The sequence below is a fragment of the Ensifer sp. genome, assembly GCF_031989085.1.
Classification (GTDB): Bacteria; Pseudomonadota; Alphaproteobacteria; order Rhizobiales; family Rhizobiaceae; genus Ensifer.
The window spans coordinates 80,947-104,641 of sequence record NZ_DALZXU010000009.1; the positions used below are offsets into that span (position 1 = coordinate 80,947).

The 23,695-nt window shown below is 63.5% G+C and carries 22 protein-coding genes; 7 read left to right on the forward strand and 15 right to left on the reverse strand.

The window, feature by feature from the left end:
• The first annotated feature begins 114 nt into the window (after positions 1–114).
• Genes RTP54_RS26525 through ligD form a run of 3 tightly spaced genes read left to right on the forward strand, consistent with a single transcriptional unit; the run spans position 115 to position 3,883 of the window.
• Positions 115–396 (forward strand): hypothetical protein, encoded by a 282-nt coding sequence (locus RTP54_RS26525; protein ID WP_312366694.1) that lies wholly within the window; start codon positions 115–117, stop codon positions 394–396.
• Complete coding sequence (locus tag RTP54_RS26530; RefSeq protein ID WP_112817054.1) at positions 396–1,244, forward strand: Ku protein; 849 nt, start codon at positions 396–398, stop codon at positions 1,242–1,244. Before RTP54_RS26525 ends, RTP54_RS26530 begins: the two co-directional genes overlap by 1 nt.
• An 8-nt stretch (positions 1,245–1,252) precedes the next feature.
• Positions 1,253–3,883 carry a DNA ligase D gene (ligD, locus tag RTP54_RS26535; RefSeq protein ID WP_312366696.1) on the forward strand — a complete coding sequence of 877 codons (2,631 nt, stop codon included), beginning with the start codon at positions 1,253–1,255 and terminating at the stop codon, positions 3,881–3,883.
• A gap of 81 nt (positions 3,884–3,964) precedes the next feature.
• On the opposite strand, the gene ybgC is transcribed toward ligD, so the two are convergent.
• Positions 3,965–4,420, reverse strand: coding sequence for a tol-pal system-associated acyl-CoA thioesterase (ybgC, locus tag RTP54_RS26540; protein WP_112807365.1), 456 nt, complete (start codon positions 4,418–4,420; stop codon positions 3,965–3,967).
• 126 nt (positions 4,421–4,546) lie between these two features.
• On the opposite strand from ybgC, the gene RTP54_RS26545 reads away from it, so the two are divergent.
• Genes RTP54_RS26545 through RTP54_RS26555 form a run of 3 tightly spaced genes read left to right on the forward strand, consistent with a single transcriptional unit; the run spans position 4,547 to position 7,514 of the window.
• Positions 4,547–5,767 (forward strand): NAD-dependent epimerase/dehydratase family protein, encoded by a 1,221-nt coding sequence (locus RTP54_RS26545; RefSeq protein ID WP_312366699.1) that lies wholly within the window; start codon positions 4,547–4,549, stop codon positions 5,765–5,767.
• Positions 5,764–6,627: a glycosyltransferase gene (locus tag RTP54_RS26550; RefSeq protein WP_312366700.1), complete on the forward strand. Its 864-nt coding sequence runs from the start codon at positions 5,764–5,766 to the stop codon at positions 6,625–6,627. Before RTP54_RS26545 ends, RTP54_RS26550 begins: the two co-directional genes overlap by 4 nt.
• A complete protein-coding gene (locus tag RTP54_RS26555; RefSeq protein ID WP_312366702.1) occupies positions 6,624–7,514 on the forward strand; it encodes an NAD(P)-dependent oxidoreductase in 891 nt (296 codons plus the stop codon). Before RTP54_RS26550 ends, RTP54_RS26555 begins: the two co-directional genes overlap by 4 nt.
• A 110-nt stretch (positions 7,515–7,624) precedes the next feature.
• On the opposite strand, the gene RTP54_RS26560 is transcribed toward RTP54_RS26555, so the two are convergent.
• The 6 genes from RTP54_RS26560 to ruvC all read right to left on the reverse strand — a co-directional run bounded on the left by RTP54_RS26560 (position 7,625) and on the right by ruvC (position 12,920).
• Complete coding sequence (locus tag RTP54_RS26560) at positions 7,625–8,293, reverse strand: hypothetical protein (protein WP_312366704.1); 669 nt, start codon at positions 8,291–8,293, stop codon at positions 7,625–7,627.
• A 314-nt stretch (positions 8,294–8,607) separates the two neighbouring features.
• Positions 8,608–9,507 carry a metallophosphoesterase gene (locus tag RTP54_RS26565; protein WP_312366705.1) on the reverse strand — a complete coding sequence of 300 codons (900 nt, stop codon included), beginning with the start codon at positions 9,505–9,507 and terminating at the stop codon, positions 8,608–8,610.
• 179 nt (positions 9,508–9,686) lie between these two features.
• Positions 9,687–10,589 carry a metallophosphoesterase gene (locus tag RTP54_RS26570; RefSeq protein ID WP_312366706.1) on the reverse strand — a complete coding sequence of 301 codons (903 nt, stop codon included), beginning with the start codon at positions 10,587–10,589 and terminating at the stop codon, positions 9,687–9,689.
• Positions 10,590–11,630 (reverse strand): Holliday junction branch migration DNA helicase RuvB, encoded by a 1,041-nt coding sequence (gene ruvB, locus RTP54_RS26575; RefSeq protein ID WP_173423596.1) that lies wholly within the window; start codon positions 11,628–11,630, stop codon positions 10,590–10,592. It lies immediately after the preceding gene.
• Positions 11,631–11,717: 87 nt separating this feature from the next.
• Entirely contained in the window at positions 11,718–12,335 is a 618-nt protein-coding gene (ruvA, locus tag RTP54_RS26580) for a Holliday junction branch migration protein RuvA (protein WP_312366708.1), read from the reverse strand.
• A 72-nt stretch (positions 12,336–12,407) separates the two neighbouring features.
• A complete protein-coding gene (gene ruvC / locus RTP54_RS26585; RefSeq protein WP_053249697.1) occupies positions 12,408–12,920 on the reverse strand; it encodes a crossover junction endodeoxyribonuclease RuvC in 513 nt (170 codons plus the stop codon).
• A gap of 171 nt (positions 12,921–13,091) precedes the next feature.
• On the opposite strand from ruvC, the gene RTP54_RS26590 reads away from it, so the two are divergent.
• Positions 13,092–14,093, forward strand: a complete 1,002-nt coding sequence (locus RTP54_RS26590) for an LLM class flavin-dependent oxidoreductase (protein WP_112807381.1) — start codon at positions 13,092–13,094, stop codon at positions 14,091–14,093.
• A gap of 4 nt (positions 14,094–14,097) precedes the next feature.
• Here RTP54_RS26590 and RTP54_RS26595 read toward each other — a convergent pair whose 3' ends face one another.
• The 8 genes from RTP54_RS26595 to RTP54_RS26630 form a co-directional block, all read right to left on the reverse strand.
• Positions 14,098–14,733 carry an HAD hydrolase-like protein gene (locus RTP54_RS26595; RefSeq protein WP_312366716.1) on the reverse strand — a complete coding sequence of 212 codons (636 nt, stop codon included), beginning with the start codon at positions 14,731–14,733 and terminating at the stop codon, positions 14,098–14,100.
• An 89-nt stretch (positions 14,734–14,822) separates the two neighbouring features.
• Positions 14,823–15,569 (reverse strand): YebC/PmpR family DNA-binding transcriptional regulator, encoded by a 747-nt coding sequence (locus RTP54_RS26600; RefSeq protein ID WP_112807658.1) that lies wholly within the window; start codon positions 15,567–15,569, stop codon positions 14,823–14,825.
• An 86-nt stretch (positions 15,570–15,655) separates the two neighbouring features.
• On the reverse strand, positions 15,656–16,165 hold the full coding sequence (locus tag RTP54_RS26605; protein ID WP_162704332.1) for a DUF6636 domain-containing protein: 510 nt from the start codon (positions 16,163–16,165) through the stop codon (positions 15,656–15,658).
• A 16-nt stretch (positions 16,166–16,181) separates the two neighbouring features.
• On the reverse strand, positions 16,182–17,018 hold the full coding sequence (locus tag RTP54_RS26610; RefSeq protein ID WP_312366721.1) for an MBL fold metallo-hydrolase: 837 nt from the start codon (positions 17,016–17,018) through the stop codon (positions 16,182–16,184).
• A 293-nt stretch (positions 17,019–17,311) separates the two neighbouring features.
• The gene (locus tag RTP54_RS26615) at positions 17,312–20,491 is read right to left on the reverse strand and encodes a multidrug efflux RND transporter permease subunit (protein WP_312366723.1); all 3,180 of its coding nucleotides are present in this window, start codon (positions 20,489–20,491) and stop codon (positions 17,312–17,314) included.
• The gene (locus tag RTP54_RS26620) at positions 20,488–21,642 is read right to left on the reverse strand and encodes an efflux RND transporter periplasmic adaptor subunit (RefSeq protein ID WP_112807391.1); all 1,155 of its coding nucleotides are present in this window, start codon (positions 21,640–21,642) and stop codon (positions 20,488–20,490) included. Before RTP54_RS26620 ends, RTP54_RS26615 begins: the two co-directional genes overlap by 4 nt.
• A gap of 401 nt (positions 21,643–22,043) precedes the next feature.
• On the reverse strand, positions 22,044–22,868 hold the full coding sequence (locus RTP54_RS26625; RefSeq protein ID WP_077500688.1) for a TIGR00282 family metallophosphoesterase: 825 nt from the start codon (positions 22,866–22,868) through the stop codon (positions 22,044–22,046).
• Positions 22,869–22,985: 117 nt separating this feature from the next.
• Entirely contained in the window at positions 22,986–23,558 is a 573-nt protein-coding gene (locus RTP54_RS26630; protein WP_112807660.1) for a 5-formyltetrahydrofolate cyclo-ligase, read from the reverse strand.
• Between the last annotated feature and the right edge of the window lie 137 nt (positions 23,559–23,695).

Consider the following 23,695-nt stretch of genomic DNA (forward strand, 5'->3'; position numbering starts at 1 on the left):
GATTAAGACACCATTATGGTTAAGGGAGTGTTACCGGGACTGTGTCTTTCCGGCCGCACCAGGGTGCCATAGGCGCGCCTGGGAACTTCCCCCGGATGTGGGCGTTTTCTAGCGATGAGCACACAACCGGCAACACGCGGCGTTCGGCGCGCCACGCCACAGCACTTCGATCAGCGCGACCGGCTGATCCTGGCGCTCTACGCGCAACTGAAGGCCGAGCGCGAAACCCGCGTGGCCCTTGAGGAGGCGTTGGAGAACGGCGTGCTGTCGCGCGAGGTGCTGCAGGCGATCGTCTCCGATCCGATACCCGCGATCACCAGCGACGACATCGCGGGCATCGAACGCGTGCTTGCGGAGGATGCGGCCCGTGCGGCCTTGAACGCAGGAGATCCCTGATGCCGTCCCGCGCCCTCTGGAAAGGCCAGCTTCGCCTGTCCCTCGTCTCGATCCCCGTCGAGCTGTTCAGCGCCACCCGATCCGGCGCCAATGTTTCGTTCCGGCAGATCCACGAGCCCTCGGGCAAGCCGGTGCACTACGAAAAGGTGGTCGACGGCATAGGGCCTGTCGACACCGACGACATCGTGAAGGGCTATGAATACGAAAGCGGCAAATACGTTCTGCTCGAACCCAAGGAGGTGGATTCGATCAAGCTGGAGACGAAGAAGACGCTGGAGCTGGTCCAGTTCGTCGGCGCCTGCGACATTTCGCCGATCTACTTCGACAAACCCTATTATCTCGTGCCGACTGACGATCTCGCCGAAGATGCCTATCGCGTTGTGCGCGACGCGTTGAGGGCTGCATCCAAGGTCGGGCTCGGGCAGCTGACGCTGCGCGGACGGGAATATCTTGTGGCCGTCAAGCCCTGCGGCGACGGCCTGCTTCTCGAAACGCTGCGCTACGCCGACGAACTGCGCAAGGCCGATCCGATGTTTTCTGGCCTGTCGGGCAAGAAGGCGGACAAGGAGCTTTTGGATGTCGCAACTGCGCTCATCGACCGCAAGACGGCACCCTTCGATGCGGCAGCCTTCAAGGACAACTACACCGCCGCGCTCAAGGATCTGGTCAAGCGCAAGATGAAGGGCAAGTCCGCAACCGTTTCGGTCGACGAGGACGAGCGCCCGTCGCGCGGCGGCGACAATGTCGTCGACCTGATGGCGGCGCTGAAGAAGAGCCTCGAAGGCACAGGCGGCAAGAAGCCTGCGGCAAAACCGGCGTCGACGGCGCGTCGGCGCAAGTCGGCGTGAGATGAGCGATGGCCGCCCGCCAGAACCCGCTCTCCGAATACAACCGCCGCCGCGATTTTTCCAAGACAGGTGAGCCGAAGGGCAAGGCGGCGCCGGCCGGCAAGGGTCGCAAGCGCTTCCTCGTGCAGAAGCATGATGCCACGCGCCTGCACTACGATTTCCGGCTGGAATGGGGCGGGGTCCTGAAGAGCTGGGCGGTGACCCGCGGGCCGAGCCTCAACCCCGAGGACAAGCGGCTCGCCGTGCGCACCGAGGACCACCCGATGGCCTATGGCGACTTCGAGGGAACGATCCCGGAAAAGCAGTATGGCGGCGGCACCGTGATGTTGTGGGACACCGGATGGTGGGAGCCCGACAACGATCCGGAAGAAGGCCTGCAAGACGGCAAGCTCAAGTTCCATCTGCATGGCGAGCGCATGCAAGGCGGTTGGACCCTGGTGCGCATGCGTCCCCGCCCGGGCGAGAAGCGCGAGAACTGGTTGTTGATCAAGGAGACCGACGCCGTCGCCTCTGACGACGGCGAGAGCCTGATCGAGGATCACAACACCAGCGTCTTCACCGGCCGCACCATGCCCGAGATCGCGGCCGGAAAGGGCGAAGCCAAGAAGCACGTCTGGCAATCGGAAAAAAGCGCGGCCGCCAACGTCAAGGCCGGCGCGATCGCCGCGCAGGAACCGGGTCCGAAACCGCCCCGGCGACCGGGAAAACCGCCGCGCTTTCAAAAGCCGCAACTTGCCACCCTCGTCTCGCAAGCGCCCGAAGGCGACGACTGGCTGAACGAGGTCAAGTTTGACGGTTACCGGCTGCTCGTGGCGGTCGGCGGCGGCGAGGCCAGATGTTACACCCGCACGGGGCTCGACTGGAGCGACAAGTTTCATACGATTGCCACCACGCTGGCAGAGCTCGACTGCAGTTCGGCTCTGCTCGACGGCGAGGCGGTGGCGGTCGACGGCGACGGCTCGTCGTTCTCGGCATTGCAGAAAGCCCTGAAGCACGGCGGCGACACGCGCTTCTACGCCTTCGATCTCCTGGAGCTGAACGGTCGCGACCTGCGCAAGAGGCCGCTCGTCGAGCGAAAGACCGCGTTGAAAACGCTGCTCGACGCGATGGGGCCGACCGGAACGGTACAGTACAGCGAGCATGTGCGCGGCAACGGCGCCAAGGTCTTTGCCGCCATGTGCAAGTCCGGCCAGGAAGGCATCATCGCCAAGCAAGCGGACGCTCCCTACCTGAACCGGCGCACGCGCAGCTGGCTGAAGATCAAGTGCACGAAACGCCAGGAGTTCGTGATCGGCGGCTATTCCCCCTCCACGAAGAGGGGGCGCGCCTTCGCCTCGTTGCTTGTCGGTACGTTCGAAAACGGCACGCTGGTCTACCAGGGTCGGGTCGGCACCGGTTTCGACGGGGCGCGGATGGATGAGCTTGCGAACGCCTTTTCCAAACGCCTGCGCAAGACGTCGCCCTTTGCCGCCGTGCCGGACGAGATCGCCCGAAGCGCGATCTGGTTGACGCCGGATCTGGTGGCGGAAGTCGATTTCGCCGAGTTCACCGACGACGGACACATTCGCCATGGCGCTTTCGAGGGGTTGCGCCGAGACAAGGAGGCAAAGACCGTGACACTGGAGAAACCGAAGACAACGAGAAAGCCCGAAGAACCGGCCAAGCGGCCGTCGGACAGCGCCAAACGCGGCGCTGACAAGGACCGGCCCGCTTCGGGCAAACCGTCGCGCGCCGCGACCGCCAGCGCCGACGAGACCGTTCTCGGTGTCCGCATCACCCATCCCGAGCGAACGCTGTTTGAGGGGGTGGCGATCACGAAGCTCGACCTCGCCCGTTACTACGCCGTCGTCGCGCAGAAGATGATGCCCTTTGCCGGCGATCATCTGCTGTCGCTGATGCGGTGCCCGCAGGGCAGCCGTGGCCAATGCTTCTACCAGAAGCATGCCAGCGAAGGTTTTCCCGGCGAGATCCTCGAGACGCCGGTGAAGGAATCATCAGGAGATACCGAAAATTACATGTATGTCCGCAATGCCAAGGGGCTCGTGGCCGCGGTTCAGATGGGAACGCTGGAGTTTCATATCTGGGGCTCGCCGGTCGACAGGCTGGAGCTCCCGGACCGCCTGGTGTTCGACCTCGACCCTGATCCGAGCGTCGACTTTTCGACGGTCAAGGACGCCGCGGTCAGCCTTCGCGACGCCCTCGACGATCTCGGCCTGCAATCGGGACCGATGGTGACCGGCGGTAAGGGCGTGCACGTGATCGTCCCGCTGACGCCGCGCGCACCCTTTGAAGACGTAAAGCGCTTTGCCAAGGCCTTTGCCCAGGGTTTTGCCGATCGTGACCCGGACAATTTCATTGCCACGATGTCGAAGGAGAAGCGCAAGGGCCGCATCTTCATCGACTGGCTGCGCAACGAACGCGGCGCGACCGCGATCGCCCCCTATTCCACCCGGGCACGCGCCGGTGGGCCGGTGGCGACACCCGTGAGCTGGAGCGAGCTTTCCGATCTCGATGGCGCCAACTCGTTTCACATCCCCGACATTCTCGAGAGGCTCGAAGGCGATGTCGAGCCCTGGTCGGAGCTTGGCAAGACCAGGCAGTCGCTGACCAAGGCCATTCTCGCCGCGCTGCCCGACTAGTCGGTGAGGCAACCAGCTCTCGTCGCGGCCCCCTCGACAAAGGCGCGCGCCGCCTTGCTCGGATCAGGACAATCGGTGGGCCTAGCCGGCGCTTTGCCTTGCCCGCGTGAACTTCGTCGCCAGAGCTTCCGGCAGGCGTCGCGGACGGCCCTGACCGTTGATGACGGCGATGATCACCTTGGCGGCGATCAGCAACTGGCCGTCACGACGGATTTCCTGCAGCAGCACCATCTTGGCGCCGCCCGCCTTCTCCGTCACCGTGCCGATCGTCAGCACATCGTCCATGCGCGCCGGCGCCTTGAAGTCGATCTCCATGCGATGCACGACGAAGACGAGGCCTTCGCTGTCGCCCTCGATCGCCAGCGTCGCCTGTTCGACGCCGAGCAGCCGCAGGAAGTCGGTGCGGGCGCGCTCCATGAAATGCAGGTAGCGGGCGTGGTAGACGACGCCCGAAAAATCGGTGTCTTCATAGTAGACGCGCTGGACCAATCGATGGCCGTCGTCGGTCAATTCGCCTGCGAGCGAGATCAGGGACATGCTTCTCTCCGACTAGAATTCCCAGATCCTGTGCAGGAACAAAAACGCATTTGCAAGCATTGCAGCCCTGTCACAATCCTATCCTACAGGTGACACAGCTTTCCTTCCTGATCAGGAGATCCGTGCATGAAGATTGCGATCCTCGGCGGCGATGGCTTCGTCGGCTGGCCAACAGCCCTTCACCTCTCCGACGCCGGCCACGACATTCACATTCTCGACAATCTCTCCCGTCGCTGGATCGACACCGAGCTCGGCGTGCAATCGCTGACGCCGATGGATTCGATCCAGGAACGGACCCGCATCTGGCATTCCGAGACCGGCCGCCGCATCCACTTCAACCTGATCGATCTTGCCCGCGACTACGACCTTTTGAAGAACTGGCTGGCAGAGCATCGTCCCGATGCGATCGTGCATTTCGCCGAACAGCGCGCCGCGCCCTATTCGATGAAGAGCGACCGGCACAAGAACTACACGGTCAACAACAACGTCAATGCCACCCACAATCTGCTGAACGCGCTGGTCGAGATCGGTCTCGACGCGCATCTGGTCCATCTCGGCACCATGGGCGTCTACGGCTATTCGACCGTCGGCGCTGCGATCCCCGAGGGCTACCTGCCCGTCGGCATCGAGACGATGGCGGGCGAAACCGTGAGCCAGGAGATCCTCTACCCATCCAACCCCGGCTCGATCTACCACATGACCAAGTGCCTGGATCAATTGCTCTTCCAGTTCTATGCCAAGAACGACAGCCTCAGGATCACGGACCTGCACCAGGGCATCGTCTGGGGCACCCATACCGAACAGACCCGCAGGCACCCGCAGTTGATCAACCGCTTCGACTATGATGGCGACTACGGCACCGTGCTCAACCGTTTTCTCATCCAGGCGGCGATCGGCTATCCGCTGACCGTGCACGGCACCGGCGGCCAGACGCGCGCCTTCATCCATATCCAGGATTCGGTGCGCTGCATCGAACTGGCGCTGAAGACGCCGCCGGCCCGCGGCAGCCGCGTCGAGATCTTCAACCAGATGACCGAGACCCACCGGGTGCGTGATCTCGCCGAAATGATCGCCGCAATCTCCGGTTCGCAGATCGCCTGGCTCCCGAACCCGCGCAAGGAAGCGGCGGAGAACGATCTGGTCGTGAAGAATGAAAAGTTCCTGGCGCTCGGCCTTGACCCGGTCCGCCTCAGGGATGGGCTCCTCACAGAGATCGTCGATGTCGCGCGAAAATTTGCCTATCGCGTCGATCGCTCGCGCGTTCCCGCCGTCTCCGCCTGGACGCGGGACATCGCCGCGCGCATCGACCACGACCCCGAAGGCAAGCGGCTGAAATCCGTTTCATGACACCGGCCACCGATCTTGGCGAGGGACTGCGCCCCTCTTCCCCCGCCCGCTCCGACCATGCATTCGTGACACTCGTCACCAATGCCGACTATGCGCTGGGCGCGCGCGCCCTCGCCCGCTCGATCCGCCTGACCAACACGCCAGCGGATATCGTCGTGCTCCATACCGGCGGTGTGGCGGCCGACGCGCTCGAGCCGCTGCGCGAATTCGGCTGCCGCCTCGTCGAAACGGATTTGCTGCCGCTCTCCGACGGTTTCAACGAGCGCCATGCCCGCCGCAACGTCCACGACAAGGTGCCCTTTACCAAGGGTCGCAAGCCGGCATTCCACTCGCCGCTCGACAATTTCTGCAAGCTGCGGCTCTGGCAGCTGACGGCCTATCGCCGCTGCGTGTTCATCGACGCGGACGCCATCGTTCTGAAGAACATCGACCGGCTTTTTCAATATCCGGAGTTTGCCGCGGCGCCGAACGTCTATGAAAGCCTTGCCGATTTTCACCGGCTGAATTCGGGCGTCTTCGTCGCCGAACCGTCGACGGCGACGTTCGCAGCCATGCTCGACAAGCTCGATGCGCCCGGCGCCTTCTGGCCGCGCACCGACCAGACCTTCCTGCAGACGTTCTTTCCCGATTGGCACGGCCTGCCGGTCACCATGAACATGCTGCAATATGTCTGGTTCAACCTGCCCGAGCTGTGGGACTGGTCGTCGATCCGCATCCTGCACTACCAGTATGAAAAGCCCTGGGAGCAAGATCATCCCCGCGCCGAACGGCTTCGCCCGTTGATCGATCTGTGGTTTGCCTATTTCTCTGGAAACGCGATCCCCGACCTGGCAACGCTTGCCAATCCGGTGCGGTCATGACGCGCGTTCTCGTCTCGGGCGGCACCGGCTTCGTCGGGCGCTTCATCGTCGAACATCTCCTGGCACGCGGATATGACGTGCTCGTCGGCGCTCGCACCCCGCCCGCGCCCGCCTTGTTTTCGAGGCCTGTCGCTTTCATCCCGCTCACGCTCGACCCGGATGTCGACCAGAGCGCAGCCTTTCGCGGCGTCGACCATTTCGTCCATGCCGCTTTCCAGCATGTCGCCGGCCGTTACCGTGGCGGCGAAGGCGGCGACCCGGAAGGGTTTCGCCGCGCCAATCTCGATGGCTCCCTCCGCCTGTTCAAGACGGCGCGACATGAGGGCGTGCGGCGGTGCGTCTTCCTGTCGAGCCGCGCCGTCTATGGCGAACAGCCGCGGGGTGCGGCGCTTCTTGAAGAGACGCCTTGCCATCCGCAAAGCCTTTACGGCGCCCTCAAGCTTGAAGCGGAACAGATGCTATCCGGCTTGGCCACCGACGCGTTCGCGACGACGAGCCTGCGCGTCACCGGTGTCTATGGCCCTTGCGGACATGAAGGCGCGCACAAATGGCAGTCGCTTTTCGATGATTACCTTTCAGGCCGCGCGGTCGAGCCGCGTGCCGGCACCGAAGTCCATGGCGACGACGTGGCCTCTGCCGTTCGCCTCACGCTCGAGGTGCCCGTCGGCGGCCTGAGTGCGGGCGTCTTCAACGTCTCCGATATCCTCATCGACTACAATGCCATCCTGGCAATCGTTCGCGACCTCACTGGCTGCGGCCATGCGCTTCCGGGCCGCGCCGCCGTCACGGCCTTCAACGCCATGAATACTGGAAAGATCAAGGCCCTTGGCTGGCAGCCGGGCGGGTTCGGGCGGTTGCGCGAGACGATCGGGACACTGCTCGCCTGAGCCTGGCGACGCACGGCGATCGGCAGAGACCAACAGAAAGGCCCGGCGTCATGCCTGGCGCCGGGCCCCTCCTTCTGGCCACGGGTCAAACCGACCCGTGATCCCCCAACTCAAGCCACCGAGGGCAACCCCATCATCGGCTCGATCCGCGGTTTTGGCTGTGTGGCAGGCGCCTTGTCACCCGGCAGGACGAAAAGCAGGCCATGCGAAATCACGATCGCGGTGGCCAACAGCAGCCCATAGGCCATCAGGATTACCGTCATTGGCACGACGAAATTGAGCTGCGGCAATGCGCCGAGCATCAAGGGCACGTACCAGGAGGTCGCCGAAATCGCGCCGGCGATAAGGAAGGTGCTGCGCTGCCGGGTGGACATACCCTCCATCAGCGAGCGGCCGATCTGTGCTTTCACTTTCGGCAGAATGACCGCATGGATGAAGGCACCATTGATCGTGAGGATGGCGACAATGGTCATCTTCGCCCAGACCTTTTCATTGCCGAGTTTGATCGGTTCGAAGAAGCCGTAATAGGCGAGGAAGCCGAAGCCGGTAACCCAGAGCAGGATCAGGCCACAATTGACGATTTTCGACCCGAAGTGGAACACCGCCCAGTGTTCCCCGGTCACTTTCCCCTTGATGAAGAACCTGACGATCATCAGGTCGAGAACGGTGGCAGCGCCGAGGCCGAGCGCCAGGCCGATGAAGTGGAGAATGCGTAGACCCGTCCTGAGCGCGGCGACGGGATCGAGGCTCAGCGTGTTGATCAGAAACATGAGACCCATGAAAGGTACCTTTTCGATATCGCAGGATCACATGGGAATGGCGCCACCCCGATTGGCGCTTTCAAAGCTCCCTCAGACGGAATGAAATCAACGCTGAACTATAATTGCTTCTGTCTGTCCCAGACGGCACGTGATACTGCAAATGCCCTTGATCGCCCGGCACCCTGTTACTGTCGAAATCGGCTGAAAAGGCGGCGCGGATGTGGTTAAAATAAGAATACAATAAAGTAGACATATATTATCAACAGATATTCAGTCCCACGCACGGCGATATAGCCAGCCGCATGGGCAACAACGACCGGTAAGCGTGGCCCCTAACCGACGTCGATGGCAACGATTTCCGGCGGCGAGCCGATCCGGATCGGAAGGTTCGACAGCCCCAATCCGCCCGAAACGATCATGTGGCGATCTCCTTCGACGATGTGGCCATAGGCAAAGCGATTGCCGTAGCGCGAAGGGACCAGCGGCGAATAGCCGAAGATCCTGACCTGGCCGCCATGGGTATGGCCGGCGAGCGTCAGCGCGACACGCTTCGGCACGTCGACGAAGATATCCGGTTCGTGGGCCATCAGGATGATCGGGTCGTCGCCGTCGATACCGGCCAGCGTACCCGGCAAGTCGTCCAGTCCGGGGATCATTCCGGATCCGTCAGGCGCCGGGTAGAGCGGTTCCAACTGATCCGCGAGGCCCGCGAGCCAGAAGGCGCGACCATCCTTTTCGAGCCGCAGCGCGCGATTGTCGTAAACCGGGATGCCGACACCGGCCAGCGCCCGGTGCGCGATTGTCGGTCCGCGTCCTGCCGCCCGGGCGACCGGATCGTTGATCCAATCATGATTGCCCATGATGGCGTGAACGCCGAGCGGCGCCTTCAGCCGCGCCAGGGCCTCCGCCCAGCGGGTCGGTTCGATAAAGCCGGTCAGGCGCAGGCTGCTCATGTAATCACCGAGAAGGAGAATGATGTCGCCGCCAAGGGCGCTCGCCTGGTCGCAGATGCCGGCAATCCGGCTGACGGGCATCCAGGGCTCGCAGGCATGGATATCGGCGAGCACGACGATCCTGAGTTTCAGGCCCTGCGGCCAGTTGGCCGGTCTGACGGCATAGGCCGTGACCAGCGGGCGCTGCAATGACTCGACACCGACGGCATAGGCGCTGGTTCCGAACCCGGCCATCACCAATCCACCCAGGAGCTTGAGAAACCCGCGCCGTGCCAGCATGCACTTTTTCCTTCGATGGATGGGCTTGGAACCGCCCACAACCTGCGACGCGATGGTGCAGGCAAGAGAAAGCCGCCGCCATCATCGAAGGCAAGCTTTGTGGCAGGATGATAGCGAGCCGGCAGCCGCGCCGAAATACGTCATTCGGCCGCGCGCCTAAGCCATGCGGCCGGAACCTTTCAGCCGAGATCGATGACGACGATCTCCGGCGGCACGCCGAAGCGCACCGGCGCGATCGAGCAACCGAGGCCGCCGGAGACGATCAGGCTACGATCGTCCTCGACCATGTGACCATAGGCATAACGATCGCCGAAACGGGACGGTACGACGGGCGCATGGCCGAGAAAACGCACCTGCCCGCCATGGGTATGCCCTGAGAGCGTCAAGGCAACGCGCGAGGGCACTCTCGCAAAAATGTCCGGCTCATGGGCCAACAGGATCACCGGCGCGTCGTCGTCGACCTGCGCCAGCGTGCCGTCGAGATCGTCGAGGCCCTGCATATGCTTGCGCATCCACTTCTTGCCCGGCACCAGCGCGAGCTGGTCTTCCAGGCCGGCGAGCCAGAAGCCGAGCCCATCCTTCTCCAGACGGATGGCGCGGTTGCTGTAGACGTTGATGCCGACATCGGCGAGCGCCTTGTGGCCGAAGGTCAGTCCGCCGCTGTTCTTCTGCGCGGTCCTGTCCTCCCACCAGTCGTGATTGCCCATCACCGCATGCACGCCAAGCGGCGCCTCAAGCGTTGCCAGTGCCTTCGACCATTCACTGGAATGCACGTAGCGCGTCACCAGGTTCATGCCGGCGGCATAGTCGCCGAGAAGCACGGTGATATCGCCACCCAGCGCATTGGCCTGCCGGCAGATCGAGGCGATGCGATTGGCCGACATCCAGGGTTCGCAGGCGTGGATATCGGCCAGCGCCACCACGCGCAGTTTTAAGCCGGGGGTCCACCCCGGAGGCGTCAGCGCATAGCGCGTCACGCTCAGCCGCGCGAGCGGCTCGATGGCAAAGGCGTAGCCCCCGAGCGCCGCCATGCTGGCGATGCCCCCGCCGAGAAACGTCAGAAGCCCGCGGCGGGTGATCATTCATTCGTCCTCGAGCGTCAAACGAAACTGGGCCGCCTCGACCTCTTTCGGCGGATTGAGGCCGATATGCTTCCAGGCATTGGCGGTGAGCACACGGCCGCGCGGCGTGCGCTGGATAAAACCCTGCTGGATCAGATAGGGCTCGATGATGTCCTCGATCGCATCGCGCGGCTCGGAAAGACCGGCGGCAATGGTCTCGATGCCGACAGGCCCGCCGGCGAAATTCTGCGCGATCATGAACAGATAACGACGGTCGAGTTGGTCGAGCCCCATATTGTCGACGAGCAGCCGCGTCAGCGCCTCGTCGGCGATCGTCTTCGTCACCGCTTCTGCCCGCGCCACTTCGGCAAAATCGCGCACGCGGCGCAGCAGCCGGCCGGCGATGCGCGGCGTACCGCGGGCGCGCCGCGCAATCTCGCGCGCGCCGTCGTCGGTCATGCCGAGCCCCATCAGCCGGGAACCACGGCGCACGATCGATTCCAGTTCCTCGACCGTGTAGAAATTGAGCCGCACCGGAATGCCGAAACGGTCGCGCAGCGGCGTCGTCAGCAGCCCGAGGCGCGTGGTCGCCGCAACCAGCGTGAACTTCGACAGGTCGATCTTCACCGATCGCGCCGCCGGCCCCTCGCCGATGATGAGGTCGAGCTGAAAATCTTCCATCGCCGGATAGAGGATTTCCTCGACCGCCGGATTGAGCCGGTGGATTTCGTCGATGAAGAGCACGTCGCGCTCTTCGAGATTAGTGAGCAATGCCGCCAGATCGCCCGCCTTGGCAATGACAGGTCCCGAAGTCGAACGGAAATTGACACCCAGTTCCTTGGCCATGATCTGCGCCAGCGTCGTCTTGCCAAGGCCGGGTGGACCGACGAACAACACGTGGTCGAGCGCCTCGCCGCGGTTCTTCGCCGCCTCGATGAAGATCTTCAGGTTGGCGCGCGCCTCCGCCTGGCCGGTAAACTCGTCCAGCGACTGCGGACGCATGGTCGCATCGAGATCCTCGCCGCGCTTGTCCGGCGTTATCAGGCGTGCGGCATCAGTCATCCATCCGTTCCAATCGATCGGGCATTCGTGCACATGGTGTCAAAGAATATGGCCGTTTTGCATCGGCCGGCCCGACAAGGCAAGCGGTCATCGCGCCAATTCCTTGAGACCGAGCCGGATCAGCTTGGCACTGTCGGCATCCTCGCCGGCGTTCTTCAGCGCCGCGGCCACCGCATTTGCCGCCTGGTCGCGCGAGTAGCCGAGATTGGTCAGCGCCGACACGGCATCGGAAACCGGTGCCGAGGCAACGCCCTCGCCCAGTCCCTGCTTGAGGCCGATCGTACCCGACATCTCGCCGGCAAAGGCCGGCGCCTTGTTCTTCAGTTCGGTGACGATGCGCACGGCCACCTTCGGGCCGACGCCCGGCGCGCGCGACACGGAGGTCTTGTCCTGCAGCGCGATGGCGTTTGCAAGTTCGCCCGGTGTCAGTGTCGACAGAAGCGCAAGCGCCACTTTGGAGCCAACCCCCTGCACGCTCTGCAGCAGGCGGAACCACTCGCGCTCCAGCGCCGTCAGGAAGCCGAACAGCTTCAGCTGGTCCTCGCGCACATAGGTCTCGATGAACAGCACCGCCGCCTCCCCCGCCGAGCCGAGCTTCGACAGTGTCCGCGCCGAACAATGGGCGACATAGCCGACGCCATGCACGTCGAGAACGACGTGATCCTCGCCGATTTCGTCGATGGTACCCTTCAATTTGCCGATCATGTGGCGTCGTCTCTCGTGGATGGATTGCGGGACGGTCAAACCGACCATCGGAAATTAACGGTGGAAGCGCAACTACCCCATCAGCGCCGCGAGCCGGCTCGTCACCGACAGGCGGTTGTGCGCATGGCAGATGGCGATCGCCAGCGCGTCGGCCGCGTCGTTGCCCTTGAACTCGGCCTTCGGCATCAGCACCTTCAGCATCATGTGGATCTGCTGCTTTTCGCCGTGACCGACGCCGATGACGGCCTTCTTGACGGCGTTCGGCGCGTATTCGGCAACCCGCAATCCGGCGCGTGCCGGCACCAGCATGGCGATGCCGCGCGCCTGGCCGAGTTTCAGCGTCGCCGTCGCGTCCTTGTTGACGAAGGTCTGCTCCACGGCCGCCTCGTGCGGCTGGTAGCTATGCACCACTTCGGCAAGACCGTCATGCAGCTGGCAGAGCCGCGAAGCGAGATCCATGTCTCCGTCCGAGGTCACGGTGCCTGAGGCTACGAACCGCAGCGAATTGCCGAGCGTCTCGATGATGCCCCAGCCGGTACGGCGAAGGCCCGGATCGATGCCGATGATGCGAATCGTGGTCTGCATGAATTTCACCCTATGCTGCGTGTCGGGACGCTGCCAGCAAAAAGTGAACAAAACAAAAACATCCACATGGCGCGGCCGTCGCTGCCGGAAAACGTACCCGCCGCCCTTGGATTGAGGAATTTTGACCTTACATAGGTCGTCAATCAATTTCGCTCAACAAAGGCCTTGCTCATGGCGTCGTTCTCCGTCCTCGATCTCTCCCCGATCACCGAAGGCGGCAGTGTCGCCCAGTCGCTGGAAAACTCCAGGCTCCTGGCGCAGGCGGCCGAAGAAAACGGCTACAAGCGCTTCTGGCTCGCCGAGCATCACGGCATGAAGGGCATCGCCAGTGCCGCGACCTCGATCGTCATCTCCCATGTGGCCGCCGGCACGAAGACGATCCGCGTCGGCTCCGGCGGCATCATGCTGCCGAACCATTCGCCGCTGGTGATCGCCGAGCAGTTCGGCACGCTCGCCGCGCTCTATCCCGGCCGTATCGATCTCGGCCTCGGGCGCGCGCCCGGCACCGACATGCGCACCGCCCAGGCGCTCCGGCGCAACATGGAGGCGAGCGCCAACAACTTTCCCAACGACGTGGTCGAGCTGCAGGCGCTGCTCGGGCCAGCAGCCGACAATCAGGCGATCATCGCGGTGCCAGGCGCCGATACCAACGTGCCGATCTGGTTGCTGGGCTCCAGCCACTATAGCGCCCACCTTGCCGGCATGCTCGGCCTGCCCTTCGCGTTCGCCTCGCATTTCGCCCCGGACATGCTGCTGTCAGCGCTCGAAATCTATCGTGAACGCTTCACGCCGTCGGAGACGCTGGCCAAGCCGCATGTGATGGTCGGCGTCATGGGTGTGGCAGCTGAAACCGACGAAGAAGCGAACTATCTCTTCACCTCCATGCAGCAATCCTTCGTCGCGCTGCGCCGCAACGCCCGCGGCCGTTTCCCCGCGCCCGTCGCATCGATGGATGGCCTGTGGAGTTCGGATGAAAAGATCTTCGTCGACCACGCGATGTCCTATGCCATCGTCGGTGGACCGGAAACGATCCGCCGCAAGATCGGGACGTTCCTCGAGCAGACGAAAGCCGACGAACTGATCATCTCCATGCCGATCTTCGACATGGACGCACGGCTCAAGTCGCTGCGGCTCTTTGCCGAGGCACAGCAGCAGCTGTCAAAGGCGGCGTAGCCGGCTAGCCCTTGCCGGCGCGAAAGGCCGGCATGATCTCGTCCATGCGATCGAAGAAGCGATCCGGCCCGAGCGTTTTCAGGAACGTCGGGTCGGCGTAGCCCCAGCCGACGGCACCGGCGGCGATCCGCGCCGTGCGGGCGGCCTCGATGTCGCGCGCCTCGTCGCCGATCGCAAGCATGCGTGACGGATCGATGCCGGCGAACTTGACCACCTTCTTGAAATGCTGCGCCTTGCCGAAGAGCGTGGCGCCGCATTCGAACACATCGATCGCGGCTGCGGTCTCGCCCAACGCCTTGCGAATGGCCGCCTCACCATTCGAACTGACGACCGCGATGCCGATGCCCGCCGACTTCAGCTCGGCCAGCATCTCCGGCACGCCGGGGAAAAGCCGGATCGCATCTGCCCGGCCAGCCATCTCCTGGCGCATGAACGTCGCGATCCGCGGCAGCTTCCACATCGGCACGCCCAGGTGGGCGATGATCTCGCGACTGCCCATGGCGCGCAGCCCCTTGAACTCCTCGACGGACAGCTGGCGAAATCCAAAGCGCGCGGCGGCGACGTTGCTGGCCGCCATGAACCACTCCGCCGTGTCGGCAAGCGTGCCGTCGAAGTCGAAGATCGCGAACTCGTATGTCATCGGCGGCGCCCTATCGGAGATACCCAAAGAAAAACCCGTGCCCTCACGGACACGGGTAGATCAATACCTGCAAAACGGAAAGATCCGGATCAGGCCGAAAGCTTCGCCAGGACTTCGTCGGACACTTCGAAATTCGAGTAGACGTTCTGGACGTCGTCGTCGTCTTCGAGAATGTCGATGAGCTTCATCAGCGACTGCGCCTTTTCCTCGTCGACCGGAACAGTGTTCTGGGCCTTCCAGATCGCCTTGACGGTTTCGGCTTCGCCGAGCGTGTCTTCGAGCGCCTTGGAGACTTCGCCGATCGCTTCGAAACCGCAGATGATCGTGTGGCCCTCCTCATCGGTGGTCACGTCATCGGCACCGGCTTCGATGGCCGCATCCATGACCTTGTCGGCGGAGCCGACCGAAAGCTTGTAGGTGATCTCGCCGACGCGGTCGAACGAGAAGGACACCGAGCCGGTTTCGCCGAGCGCGCCGCCGGCCTTGGTGAAGGTCGAGCGGACGTTGGAGGCCGTGCGGTTGCGGTTATCGGTCAGCGCCTCGACGATGACGGCGACGCCGCCCGGGCCGTAGCCCTCGTAGCGCACTTCTTCGTAGTTCTCGGAATCGCCGCCAGAGGCCTTCTTGATCGCGCGCTCGATGTTGTCCTTCGGCATCGACTGCGCCTTGGCATTCTGGATCGCCAGGCGCAGGCGCGCGTTCATCGACGGATCGGGCATGCCGGTCTTGGCAGCGACTGTGATTTCGCGCGCGAGCTTGGAAAACATTTTCGAGCGCACCGCATCCTGACGGCCCTTGCGGTGCATGATGTTCTTGAACTGTGAATGGCCAGCCATGGCACCCTCTGCATGCATGAATTTGAATGGAATGGGGCGCCTTATAGTTTTATTGCCGCTTTCCGTCCAGCAGGGGCCGGTTCTTTTCAGTTGGCGGAAATGCTGGCGCGGCTGAGAACGAAGGCATGACCGTCGTCGCGACGGCAGGAAAGACCCGTTCGCTCCGACGTGCAGGAGTATGGCCCACCCGACCATGTCGCCCCGTATTCGAGCACCGGCCCGGCAGAGCAGCAACTGGGATCGCCGACCGCGCGATCGATCGTCGCAGCGCCCGAGCGCCCGAGCGTCGCCCGGGCGTAGCGCGGCGCGATGATATCGCAGGCAAGTTCCGGACCGCCATCGAGGGGCTGATAGGTCGCCGTGCCGCCCGCGGGCGTATAGACGCAGCCGATGTTGCCCGATGGCATCACGAACTGCTCCTGCTCGGCCTCAGGTGTCGCCATCGCCTGCGGCGCGATCTGGGGCGTTTGTTGCGGCTGCAGCGTATCGGGAGGGGGAAGACGCGGCGGCGGCGCGCCGCCGGCAAGCGTTGTGCCCGCACTGGCCAAGATCGAAAGAGACGCAAACGCAACGACGCCGAGCACTGACAACTTCATGGGGCAATCCCGATGTTCAGACGCCCTGGAGAATATAAATCAACGGTTTGCTTGGCAAGGAACGCAACGACACTTTGACGCTTGCCCCCGTCGCGAAGCTCTTGTCGAAATCGTCGCCGAACATGTCGAGGAAGGCATTTATCGGCGGTCCGCGCCGGTGCATCGGCAGGATCAGCGCCGCACGCAGCCGCGTCACGACGCGGCTCATGCTTTCAGCGCCCATCGTCAGGCCACCGTCGACCGGCACCATCAGGACGTCGAGCCTGCCGATCTGCCGGTAATGGCTGTCGTCGAGCTCGTGGTGCAGATGGCCGAGATGGCCGATGCAGAGATCCGCCACCTCGAAGATGAAGATGGAGTTGCCGTCATGCTCCATCGTCGTGCCGCCGGAACGGATATCCGTGGTGACGTTGCGGATATAGGCGTCGCCGACGACGACGTCGTGGCGCGCCGGCTCGCCATCTTCGCCCCAGCCGTGCAGCACCTTGGCGATCGCCGGATCGGGCGTCAGCGTGTAGTGGCTGGAATGCGCCTTGTTCATCGTAGCCACCGTCGGCGGTGCTTCCGGTCGGAACCAGCCGTTGTAGTCGGTCGCGATCGAGACACCGCCAGGCGTCTCGATCAGGAAGGTCGAATGGCCGAGATAGCTGATCGTCACCTCGCCAGCCGCGTTTTGCCCCCCTGTCGCGGCAACCGGTGTGAAACTGGCAAAGGTTGCCCTGGGCAACGTCTCGGCGATCGCCTGGCACTGGCTCACCTGCGCGGGTGCCGCCTGCGCATGCGCGACCGATGGCCAGACGAAGTGAAGAAGCCAGATGGCGGCAAAAGTGTAGGCAAGGTAGCGGAGCATCATCCTTCACCTTTCACACCTCGCACGCATGATCTGTGCACAAGCACCTTGCCTTGGGTACAGGTCATGCGGCCGTTTGAGATCATCGGCAGCACCTCTCCCGTTCGGGAACGCCGCCGTCACGGGCGAGAGGAGGATTGTTCAAGAGCGCTGTCGCGTCCAGCGGCAATGGTGGGGCAGCGCTCACGTTTGCGTCATTGTGCCGGCTTTGCGAACAGGATCACGCAACCTGTTCACACAGAAGCGCCCCGGCGTTGCCGCCGGGGCGCTCGGTCATGCGCGGCGATGCCTGAGCATCACTCGGCGGGCGTCGCCATCGGCTCACCTGTCGGCACCGGCTTGCGCCGGCGGAACGAGCGGAGCGCGACGTAGAACACCGGCGTCAGGAACAGGCCGAGGAAGGTCACGCCCAGCATGCCGGAGAAAACCGCCGTTCCGAGCGACTGGCGCATTTCCGCACCCGGCCCGGTTGCGATCATCAGCGGCACGACGCCGAGAATGAAGGCGAAGGCCGTCATCAGGATCGGCCGCAGACGCAATTGAGCCGCCTCGACCGCCGCCTCGATCGGCGTTTTTCCCTCGTCCTCGCCTTGGCGGGCGAACTCGACGATCAGGATCGCGTTCTTCGCCGCAAGCCCGATCAGCACGATCAGCCCGATCTGGGTCAAGACGTTGTTGTCGAGCCCGCGGATGAACACGCCGATGAGGGCTGCGAGCACCCCGAGCGGCACGATCAGGATGATCGCGAGCGGCAGCACCCAGCTTTCATACTGCGCCGCCAGCGCCAGGAAGACGAAGACCACCGACAGGCCGAAGATCAGCACGGCGGTGTTGCCGGTCTGGCGCTCCTGGAAGGCGAGCTCCGTCCATTCGAAGGATGTGCCCTGCGGCAGGATCTGGCCGGCCAGCGCCTCCATCTTGTCGAGGCCGGTGCCGGTCGACACACCCGGCGCCGGGTTGCCCTGCAGCGGCACCGAGACATACATGTTGTAGCGCTGCACGAGAGCGGGACCCGCGGTGTCGCGGATCTCCACCAGCGTGCCCATCGGCACCAGGGCGCCAGTCGCCGAGCGAACCTTCAGCGCCAGGATGTCGTCGCGCTCCAGACGGTATTGCTGGTCTGCCTGCGCCCGCACCTGGTAGACGCGGCCGAAGGCGTTGAAGTCGTTGACATAGGACGTGCCGAGGTTGATCGACAGCGCCTCGAAGATGTTCGGGATCGGCACGTTCAAGGTGCGCGCCTTGTCGCGGTCGATCGCCAGGAAGTATTGCGGACTTGAGGCCGAGAACGTGGTGAAGACGCCCGTCAGCCCTTCGGTCTGGTTGGCAGCCCCCATCATCTGGTAGGCAAGCCCGAGCACACGGCGCATGTCGGCACTCTGCCGGTCGACGAGTTGCATCTTGAAGCCGCCGGAATTGCCGATGCCGGGAACGGCCGGTGGCGGCACGGCGATGATGAACGCCTCCTGGATGCTCTGCATCGTGCCATAGAGCTGGCCGATGATCTGGTTGGCGCTCTGGCCCTGTTCCAGCCGTTCGTCGAAGCTTTTGAACGATGCGAAGATCACGCCAGAGTTCGACGCATTGGTGAAGGTGGCACCGTTGAAGCCGGCAAAGGCGACGGCGCTTTTCACGCCCGGCACCTGCTGGATCATCGTCGAGGCGCGCTTGACGACAGCGTCCGTGCGATCGAGCGAGGCTCCGTCCGGCAACTGGATGACGACGATGGCGTACCCCTGGTCCATCGTCGGCACGAAGCCGCGCGGCACGATCTGTGCCATGTACCAGGTGGCTCCGAGCAGTCCGACGAAGACGAACAGTGCCGCCGCGAGCGCCAGCCGGGTCGAGACCAGCTTGCGCACGATCCAGCCGTAACCCTCGGCCATCCGGTCGAAGCCGGTGTTGAACCCATTGGCAAGCGAGCGGCCGAAGCGCGTGATCGGATTGCCGTGTTCGGCATGGTGCTCGTCATGCGGCTTCAGGAGAATGGCCGCAAGGGCCGGCGACAGGGTCAGCGAGTTCAGTGCCGAGATCGCGGTCGCAACCGAGATCGTGACGGCGAACTGCAGATAGAACTGCCCGGCGATGCCCGGAATGAAGGCCGTCGGCACGAACACCGCGATCAGCACCAGCGAGATCGCCAGCACCGCCGTGCCCACCTCGTCCATCGTCACATGCGCGGCCTCGCGCGGGCTCATGCCGCGCGCCAGGTTTCGCTCGACGTTCTCGACCACGACGATCGCGTCGTCGACGACGATACCGATCGCCAGCACCAGCCCGAACAGGGTCAGCATGTTGAGCGAGAAGCCGAAGGCATAGAGCAGCGCGAAGGTGCCGACCAGCGACACCGGGATCGCGACGATCGGGATGATCGCCGTGCGCCAGGATTGCAGGAAGACGAGAACCACGAGCGCCACCAGAATGGCCGCCTCGCCGATCGTCTTGTAGACCTCGTTGATCGATTCCGAAATGAACTCGGTCGGATTGTAGACGATCCGGTACTCGAGGCCGTCCGGAAAATCCTTCGAGACGTCCGTCATCACCTTCTGGATCGCGTCGGCCGCGTCGAGCGCGTTGGTGCCGGGCCGCGAGAAGATGCCGAGCGCCACCGCCGGGCTGCCGTCGAGATAGCTGTTGTTGACGTATTCGCGGGCACCGAGCTCGATGCGCGCCACGTCCTGCAGCTGAACCAGACGCCCGCTCTCCGTCGCCTTGACGATGACGTAGCGGAACTGCCGGGCATCGCTGAACCGCCCGTCGGTGGTGACCGTATACTGGAACGCGCTGTCGCCGGGCGTCGGCGGCGCGCCGATCGAGCCGCCGGAGACCTGCACGTTCTGCTCGCGCAGCGCCTGAACCACGTCGCCGGCCGTCATCGAATAGGCAGAGAGCTTTTCCGGATCGAGCCAGACGCGCAGCGCATATTCACGCTCGCCGAACAGGATCACGTCGCCGACGCCGTCAAGCCGGACCAGCAGGTCGCGGATGCGGGTGCGGGCGTAGTTCGACACGTAGAGCTGGTCGTAGCGCTCGTTCGGCGACAAGAGATGCACGACCATCATCAGGTCGGGCGAGCTTTTCGCCGTGGTGATGCCGATGCGCCGCACGTCCTCCGGCAGGCGCGGTTCGGCGATAGAGACACGGTTCTGCACCAGAACCTGGGCCTGGTCGAGGTCCGTTCCGAGCTTGAAGGTGATGGTGAGCGCCATCGAGCCGTCGGCGGTCGAATAGGAGGACATGTAGAGCATGTTCTCGACGCCGTTGATTTCCTGCTCGAGCGGCGTCGCCACCGTGTTGGCGATGGTTTCCGCATCAGCGCCCGGATAGGCGGTGCGCACGACGATCGTCGGCGGCGCGATTTCCGGATACTGCGCCACTGGCAGCTGGAAATAGGCGATGCTTCCGACGATCAACAGGACGATCGAAAGCACCGATGCGAAGATCGGCCGGTCTACGAAAAAATGGGCAAATCTCATTGAGCCGCCCCCGCATCCTGTGCTTCGGGAGGCAGCACGACGATCTCGGGCTTGACCTTGGTGCCGGGCCGCGCCCGCATCAGGCCGTTGACCACGATGGTTTCGTCGCCGGTCATGCCGGAGCGGATGACGCGATAACCATGCAGCTTCGGCCCGAGCCGCACCGGCTTGGTCGAGACCGTACCATCTTCGCCCACCGCGTAGACGATGCGCTCGTTCTGGTCCGCGCCGATCGCCTCATCGGGAATGAGCACGGCCTTGTAGGTGTTCGAGCCCTCCAGTTCGGCGCGACCGAACAGACCCGGCTGCAGCACGAACTTGGGATTGTCGAAGCGGGCGCGTACCCGCATGGTCCCGCTCGCCTGGTCGAGCCGGTTTTCCGCGAAATCGAGCTTTCCCTTGAACGGCGCCTCGTTGGCATCGGCGATCGTGACCATGACCTCGAGCGAACCGCCACCCTCCTGGAGCGCGCTGCCGCGCTCGCGGGCAACCCGCGCATAGGAGAGAAGCCGTCGCTCGTCGACGTCGAAATAGAAGTCGATCGGATCGAGCGACACGATCGTCGTGAGCACGGTCTGATCGGCCTGAACGAGGTTGCCGGTCGAAATCAGCCGGCGGTCGACGCGGCCGGTGAGCGGCGCCGTAATCGTCGTGTAATCGAGATCGAGCCTGGCGCGTTCGACGGCGGCTTCCGCCCCGCGCACGCTCGCCTGTGCCGAAAGCAGTTCACGGCGGTGATCGTCCAGTGTGGAGACGGAAAGCGTGCCGGTGCCGGTGAGCGATTCCGTGCGCTTGAACTGGGTCTCGGCAAAGGCAAGCGACGAGCGCGCGGATTCGAGCGTCGCCTCGGCCTGCGACAGCGCCGTGCGATAAGGCCGCTGATCGATGACGAAGAGCTTGTCGCCCTTCTTCACCAGGGCGCCGTCGGTGAAGTTGACCTCGTCGAGATAGCCGCCGACCCGGGCACGCACGGAAACCTCGTCGACCGCCTCGAAGCGTCCGATGAACTCGTCGCTGTCGATCACATCGCGAACGACCGGCTTGGCGGCAGTGACGGTGGGAAGCTGCGCATCCTGCGCCGCCGCGTCTGTCACCGAGAAAAGGGAAATCGAAACGCCGAAGATCATCGGCAAATGCCATCTTGAAAACATGCATGCTCTCCGAATGCACCGACAGCGCCGCGCTTCAAATCGGGCGCGGATGGACGCTGTCACGCTTGAAACTTGCTGCACAACTGGCGCGAATCGACGCGGATCCGGGCAAATCGCAGTAAAATAGAGAACGCCCGGCATGGGACATTGGTCGTCCGAATACCTGCGGCGACATTTCAAACCCGCAATCCTGTGCTGCGGATGGTACTTCAATATGGAAGACTTGCGGACGTCGGCCGCGACCGAAACGGCGCTGACGTGGCGTTAACCTGCCATCATTTCGCCGGGTTGTCACCTTGAAAAAAATCAATTCCGCGAAGGTGATACGCGTGCAATCCCGCGCCTTTCTCAGGCGCGGGCTCGAGGGACTATTGACTGGAAACAGGCAATCTCGTTGCGTCTCAGGCCCAGAAATCCGGGATCGTTTCCGTCAGGCGAGGACCGAGGCGCAAGGGTGCGATCTTCTCGGCAAGACCGGTGCGGTCGGAAATCTCGACGCCGAGGCCGCAGATGGTTGCCGGACCGGACGCCGCCTCGAAGCGGCCCTTCGGCATCTTCGAAATGAAGCGGTTGAGCGGTTCTTCCTTGTCCATTCCGAGCGAGGAATCATAGTCACCGCACATTCCGGCATCACTCATATAGGCTGTGCCGCCATTGAGGATCTGGTGGTCGGCGGTCGGCACATGGGTGTGCGTGCCGACCACGAGACTTGCGCGCCCGTCGACGAAATGACCGAAGCATTGCTTCTCGCTGGTCGCTTCCGCGTGGAAATCGAAGACGATGGCGTCGGCCTGTTCGCCGAGCGGGCAGGCAGCAAGGATCGCCTCTGCCGACTTGAAGGGATCGTCGAGTTCGGGATGCATGAAGACCCGACCCATGACATTGGCGACGAGCACGCGCGCGCCGTTGCGGGCAAAGAACAGGTTCGAGCCGCGACCGGGCGTGCCGGCCGGATAGTTGGCCGGCCGCAGGAACTGGTCGTGCCGCTCGCAGAAGACGACGGCCTCTTTCTGGTCCCAGACATGGTTGCCGGTGGTCACGACATCCGCGCCGGCATTGATCGTCTCCAGGAAGATATCCTCGGTGATCCCGAAGCCGCCGGCGGCGTTCTCGCCGTTGACGATGACGAAATCGAGCTTCAGATCACTGACCAATCCCGGAAGGCGCTCCCAGACCGCCGTGCGACCCGTCTTGCCGACCATATCCCCCAGAAACAAAAGCCTCATGCCCGTTCAATCCCACCAGAGCAATTCGACCAAAACCACGTCGCGGCCTTGCGTTCGAAACTGCGTAAAACAAAGACATAGAGCATGGCCGGCAATCACCGGACTGCCCGAAACGCTCTAGAAATACCGAAACCCGCTTTCCGTCAGGACGGCGTCCAGCGCGACGTCGTGCGGTTCAGCCGGCACTGATGCCACTTCCTGGCAGTCGAATGCAATCCCGATCAGCTTCGGCAGGTGGCCTTTGTCGCGCAGTCTATCGATTGCGCGGTCGTAATAACCGGCGCCGTAACCGATCCGATGGCCGGTCGCATCGAAGGCAGACAACGGCACCAGCATGATATCAGGGTCGAGTTCCGGCGCGTCCGGTCCAGGTCCCGTCGTTCCGAAACCGGTCTGGATGACGGGAGCGCCGTTCAGCAATTCGCGAAACACGATCGTCTGCTTGTCCATGATGACGGGCAGGCAGAGCCGCGCACCGCGATCGCGAAGTCGCGACATCAGCGGACGAATGTCGACCTCCGAGCGGATCGGCCAGAAACCGGAAACGATGTGGCCCGGATCGAGCGCAATGACTTCGCCAGCGTGGTCGGCCATGGTCAGGCTCGCCTCGATGCGGCTCTCCGGTGCCATCGCGTCGCGCAGCGCCAGCCTCTCCTTGCGCAGGGCGGCTTTCAGATCCTTTGGCGACATCATTCCCCTCCGACAGAGTGCAGGCCGACTTTCGACCGGCGCCACATTCTTTTCCCAAAATGAAACAGAACACTGTTTTCCGATCGATTTCCGGCCCAGCGCCCGTGGCATGGCGCGTCGCAGCCCCTAGCTCGAAC

Bases quoted from the DNA above. Each gene is read 5' to 3' on its own strand.
- RTP54_RS26525 (WP_312366694.1), top strand. From the start codon at position 115: ATGAGCACACAACCGGCAACACGCGGCGTTCGGCGCGCCACGCCACAG.
- RTP54_RS26530 (WP_112817054.1), top strand. From the start codon at position 396: ATGCCGTCCCGCGCCCTCTGGAAAGGCCAGCTTCGCCTGTCCCTCGTC.
- ligD (WP_312366696.1), top strand. From the start codon at position 1,253: ATGGCCGCCCGCCAGAACCCGCTCTCCGAATACAACCGCCGCCGCGAT.
- ybgC (WP_112807365.1), bottom strand. From the start codon at position 4,420: ATGTCCCTGATCTCGCTCGCAGGCGAATTGACCGACGACGGCCATCGA.
- RTP54_RS26545 (WP_312366699.1), top strand. From the start codon at position 4,547: ATGAAGATTGCGATCCTCGGCGGCGATGGCTTCGTCGGCTGGCCAACA.
- RTP54_RS26550 (WP_312366700.1), top strand. From the start codon at position 5,764: ATGACACCGGCCACCGATCTTGGCGAGGGACTGCGCCCCTCTTCCCCC.
- RTP54_RS26555 (WP_312366702.1), top strand. From the start codon at position 6,624: ATGACGCGCGTTCTCGTCTCGGGCGGCACCGGCTTCGTCGGGCGCTTC.
- RTP54_RS26560 (WP_312366704.1), bottom strand. From the start codon at position 8,293: ATGGGTCTCATGTTTCTGATCAACACGCTGAGCCTCGATCCCGTCGCC.
- RTP54_RS26565 (WP_312366705.1), bottom strand. From the start codon at position 9,507: ATGCTGGCACGGCGCGGGTTTCTCAAGCTCCTGGGTGGATTGGTGATG.
- RTP54_RS26570 (WP_312366706.1), bottom strand. From the start codon at position 10,589: ATGATCACCCGCCGCGGGCTTCTGACGTTTCTCGGCGGGGGCATCGCC.
- ruvB (WP_173423596.1), bottom strand. From the start codon at position 11,630: ATGACTGATGCCGCACGCCTGATAACGCCGGACAAGCGCGGCGAGGAT.
- ruvA (WP_312366708.1), bottom strand. From the start codon at position 12,335: ATGATCGGCAAATTGAAGGGTACCATCGACGAAATCGGCGAGGATCAC.
- ruvC (WP_053249697.1), bottom strand. From the start codon at position 12,920: ATGCAGACCACGATTCGCATCATCGGCATCGATCCGGGCCTTCGCCGT.
- RTP54_RS26590 (WP_112807381.1), top strand. From the start codon at position 13,092: ATGGCGTCGTTCTCCGTCCTCGATCTCTCCCCGATCACCGAAGGCGGC.
- RTP54_RS26595 (WP_312366716.1), bottom strand. From the start codon at position 14,733: ATGACATACGAGTTCGCGATCTTCGACTTCGACGGCACGCTTGCCGAC.
- RTP54_RS26600 (WP_112807658.1), bottom strand. From the start codon at position 15,569: ATGGCTGGCCATTCACAGTTCAAGAACATCATGCACCGCAAGGGCCGT.
- RTP54_RS26605 (WP_162704332.1), bottom strand. From the start codon at position 16,165: ATGAAGTTGTCAGTGCTCGGCGTCGTTGCGTTTGCGTCTCTTTCGATC.
- RTP54_RS26610 (WP_312366721.1), bottom strand. From the start codon at position 17,018: ATGATGCTCCGCTACCTTGCCTACACTTTTGCCGCCATCTGGCTTCTT.
- RTP54_RS26615 (WP_312366723.1), bottom strand. From the start codon at position 20,491: ATGAGATTTGCCCATTTTTTCGTAGACCGGCCGATCTTCGCATCGGTG.
- RTP54_RS26620 (WP_112807391.1), bottom strand. From the start codon at position 21,642: ATGTTTTCAAGATGGCATTTGCCGATGATCTTCGGCGTTTCGATTTCC.
- RTP54_RS26625 (WP_077500688.1), bottom strand. From the start codon at position 22,868: ATGAGGCTTTTGTTTCTGGGGGATATGGTCGGCAAGACGGGTCGCACG.
- RTP54_RS26630 (WP_112807660.1), bottom strand. From the start codon at position 23,558: ATGTCGCCAAAGGATCTGAAAGCCGCCCTGCGCAAGGAGAGGCTGGCG.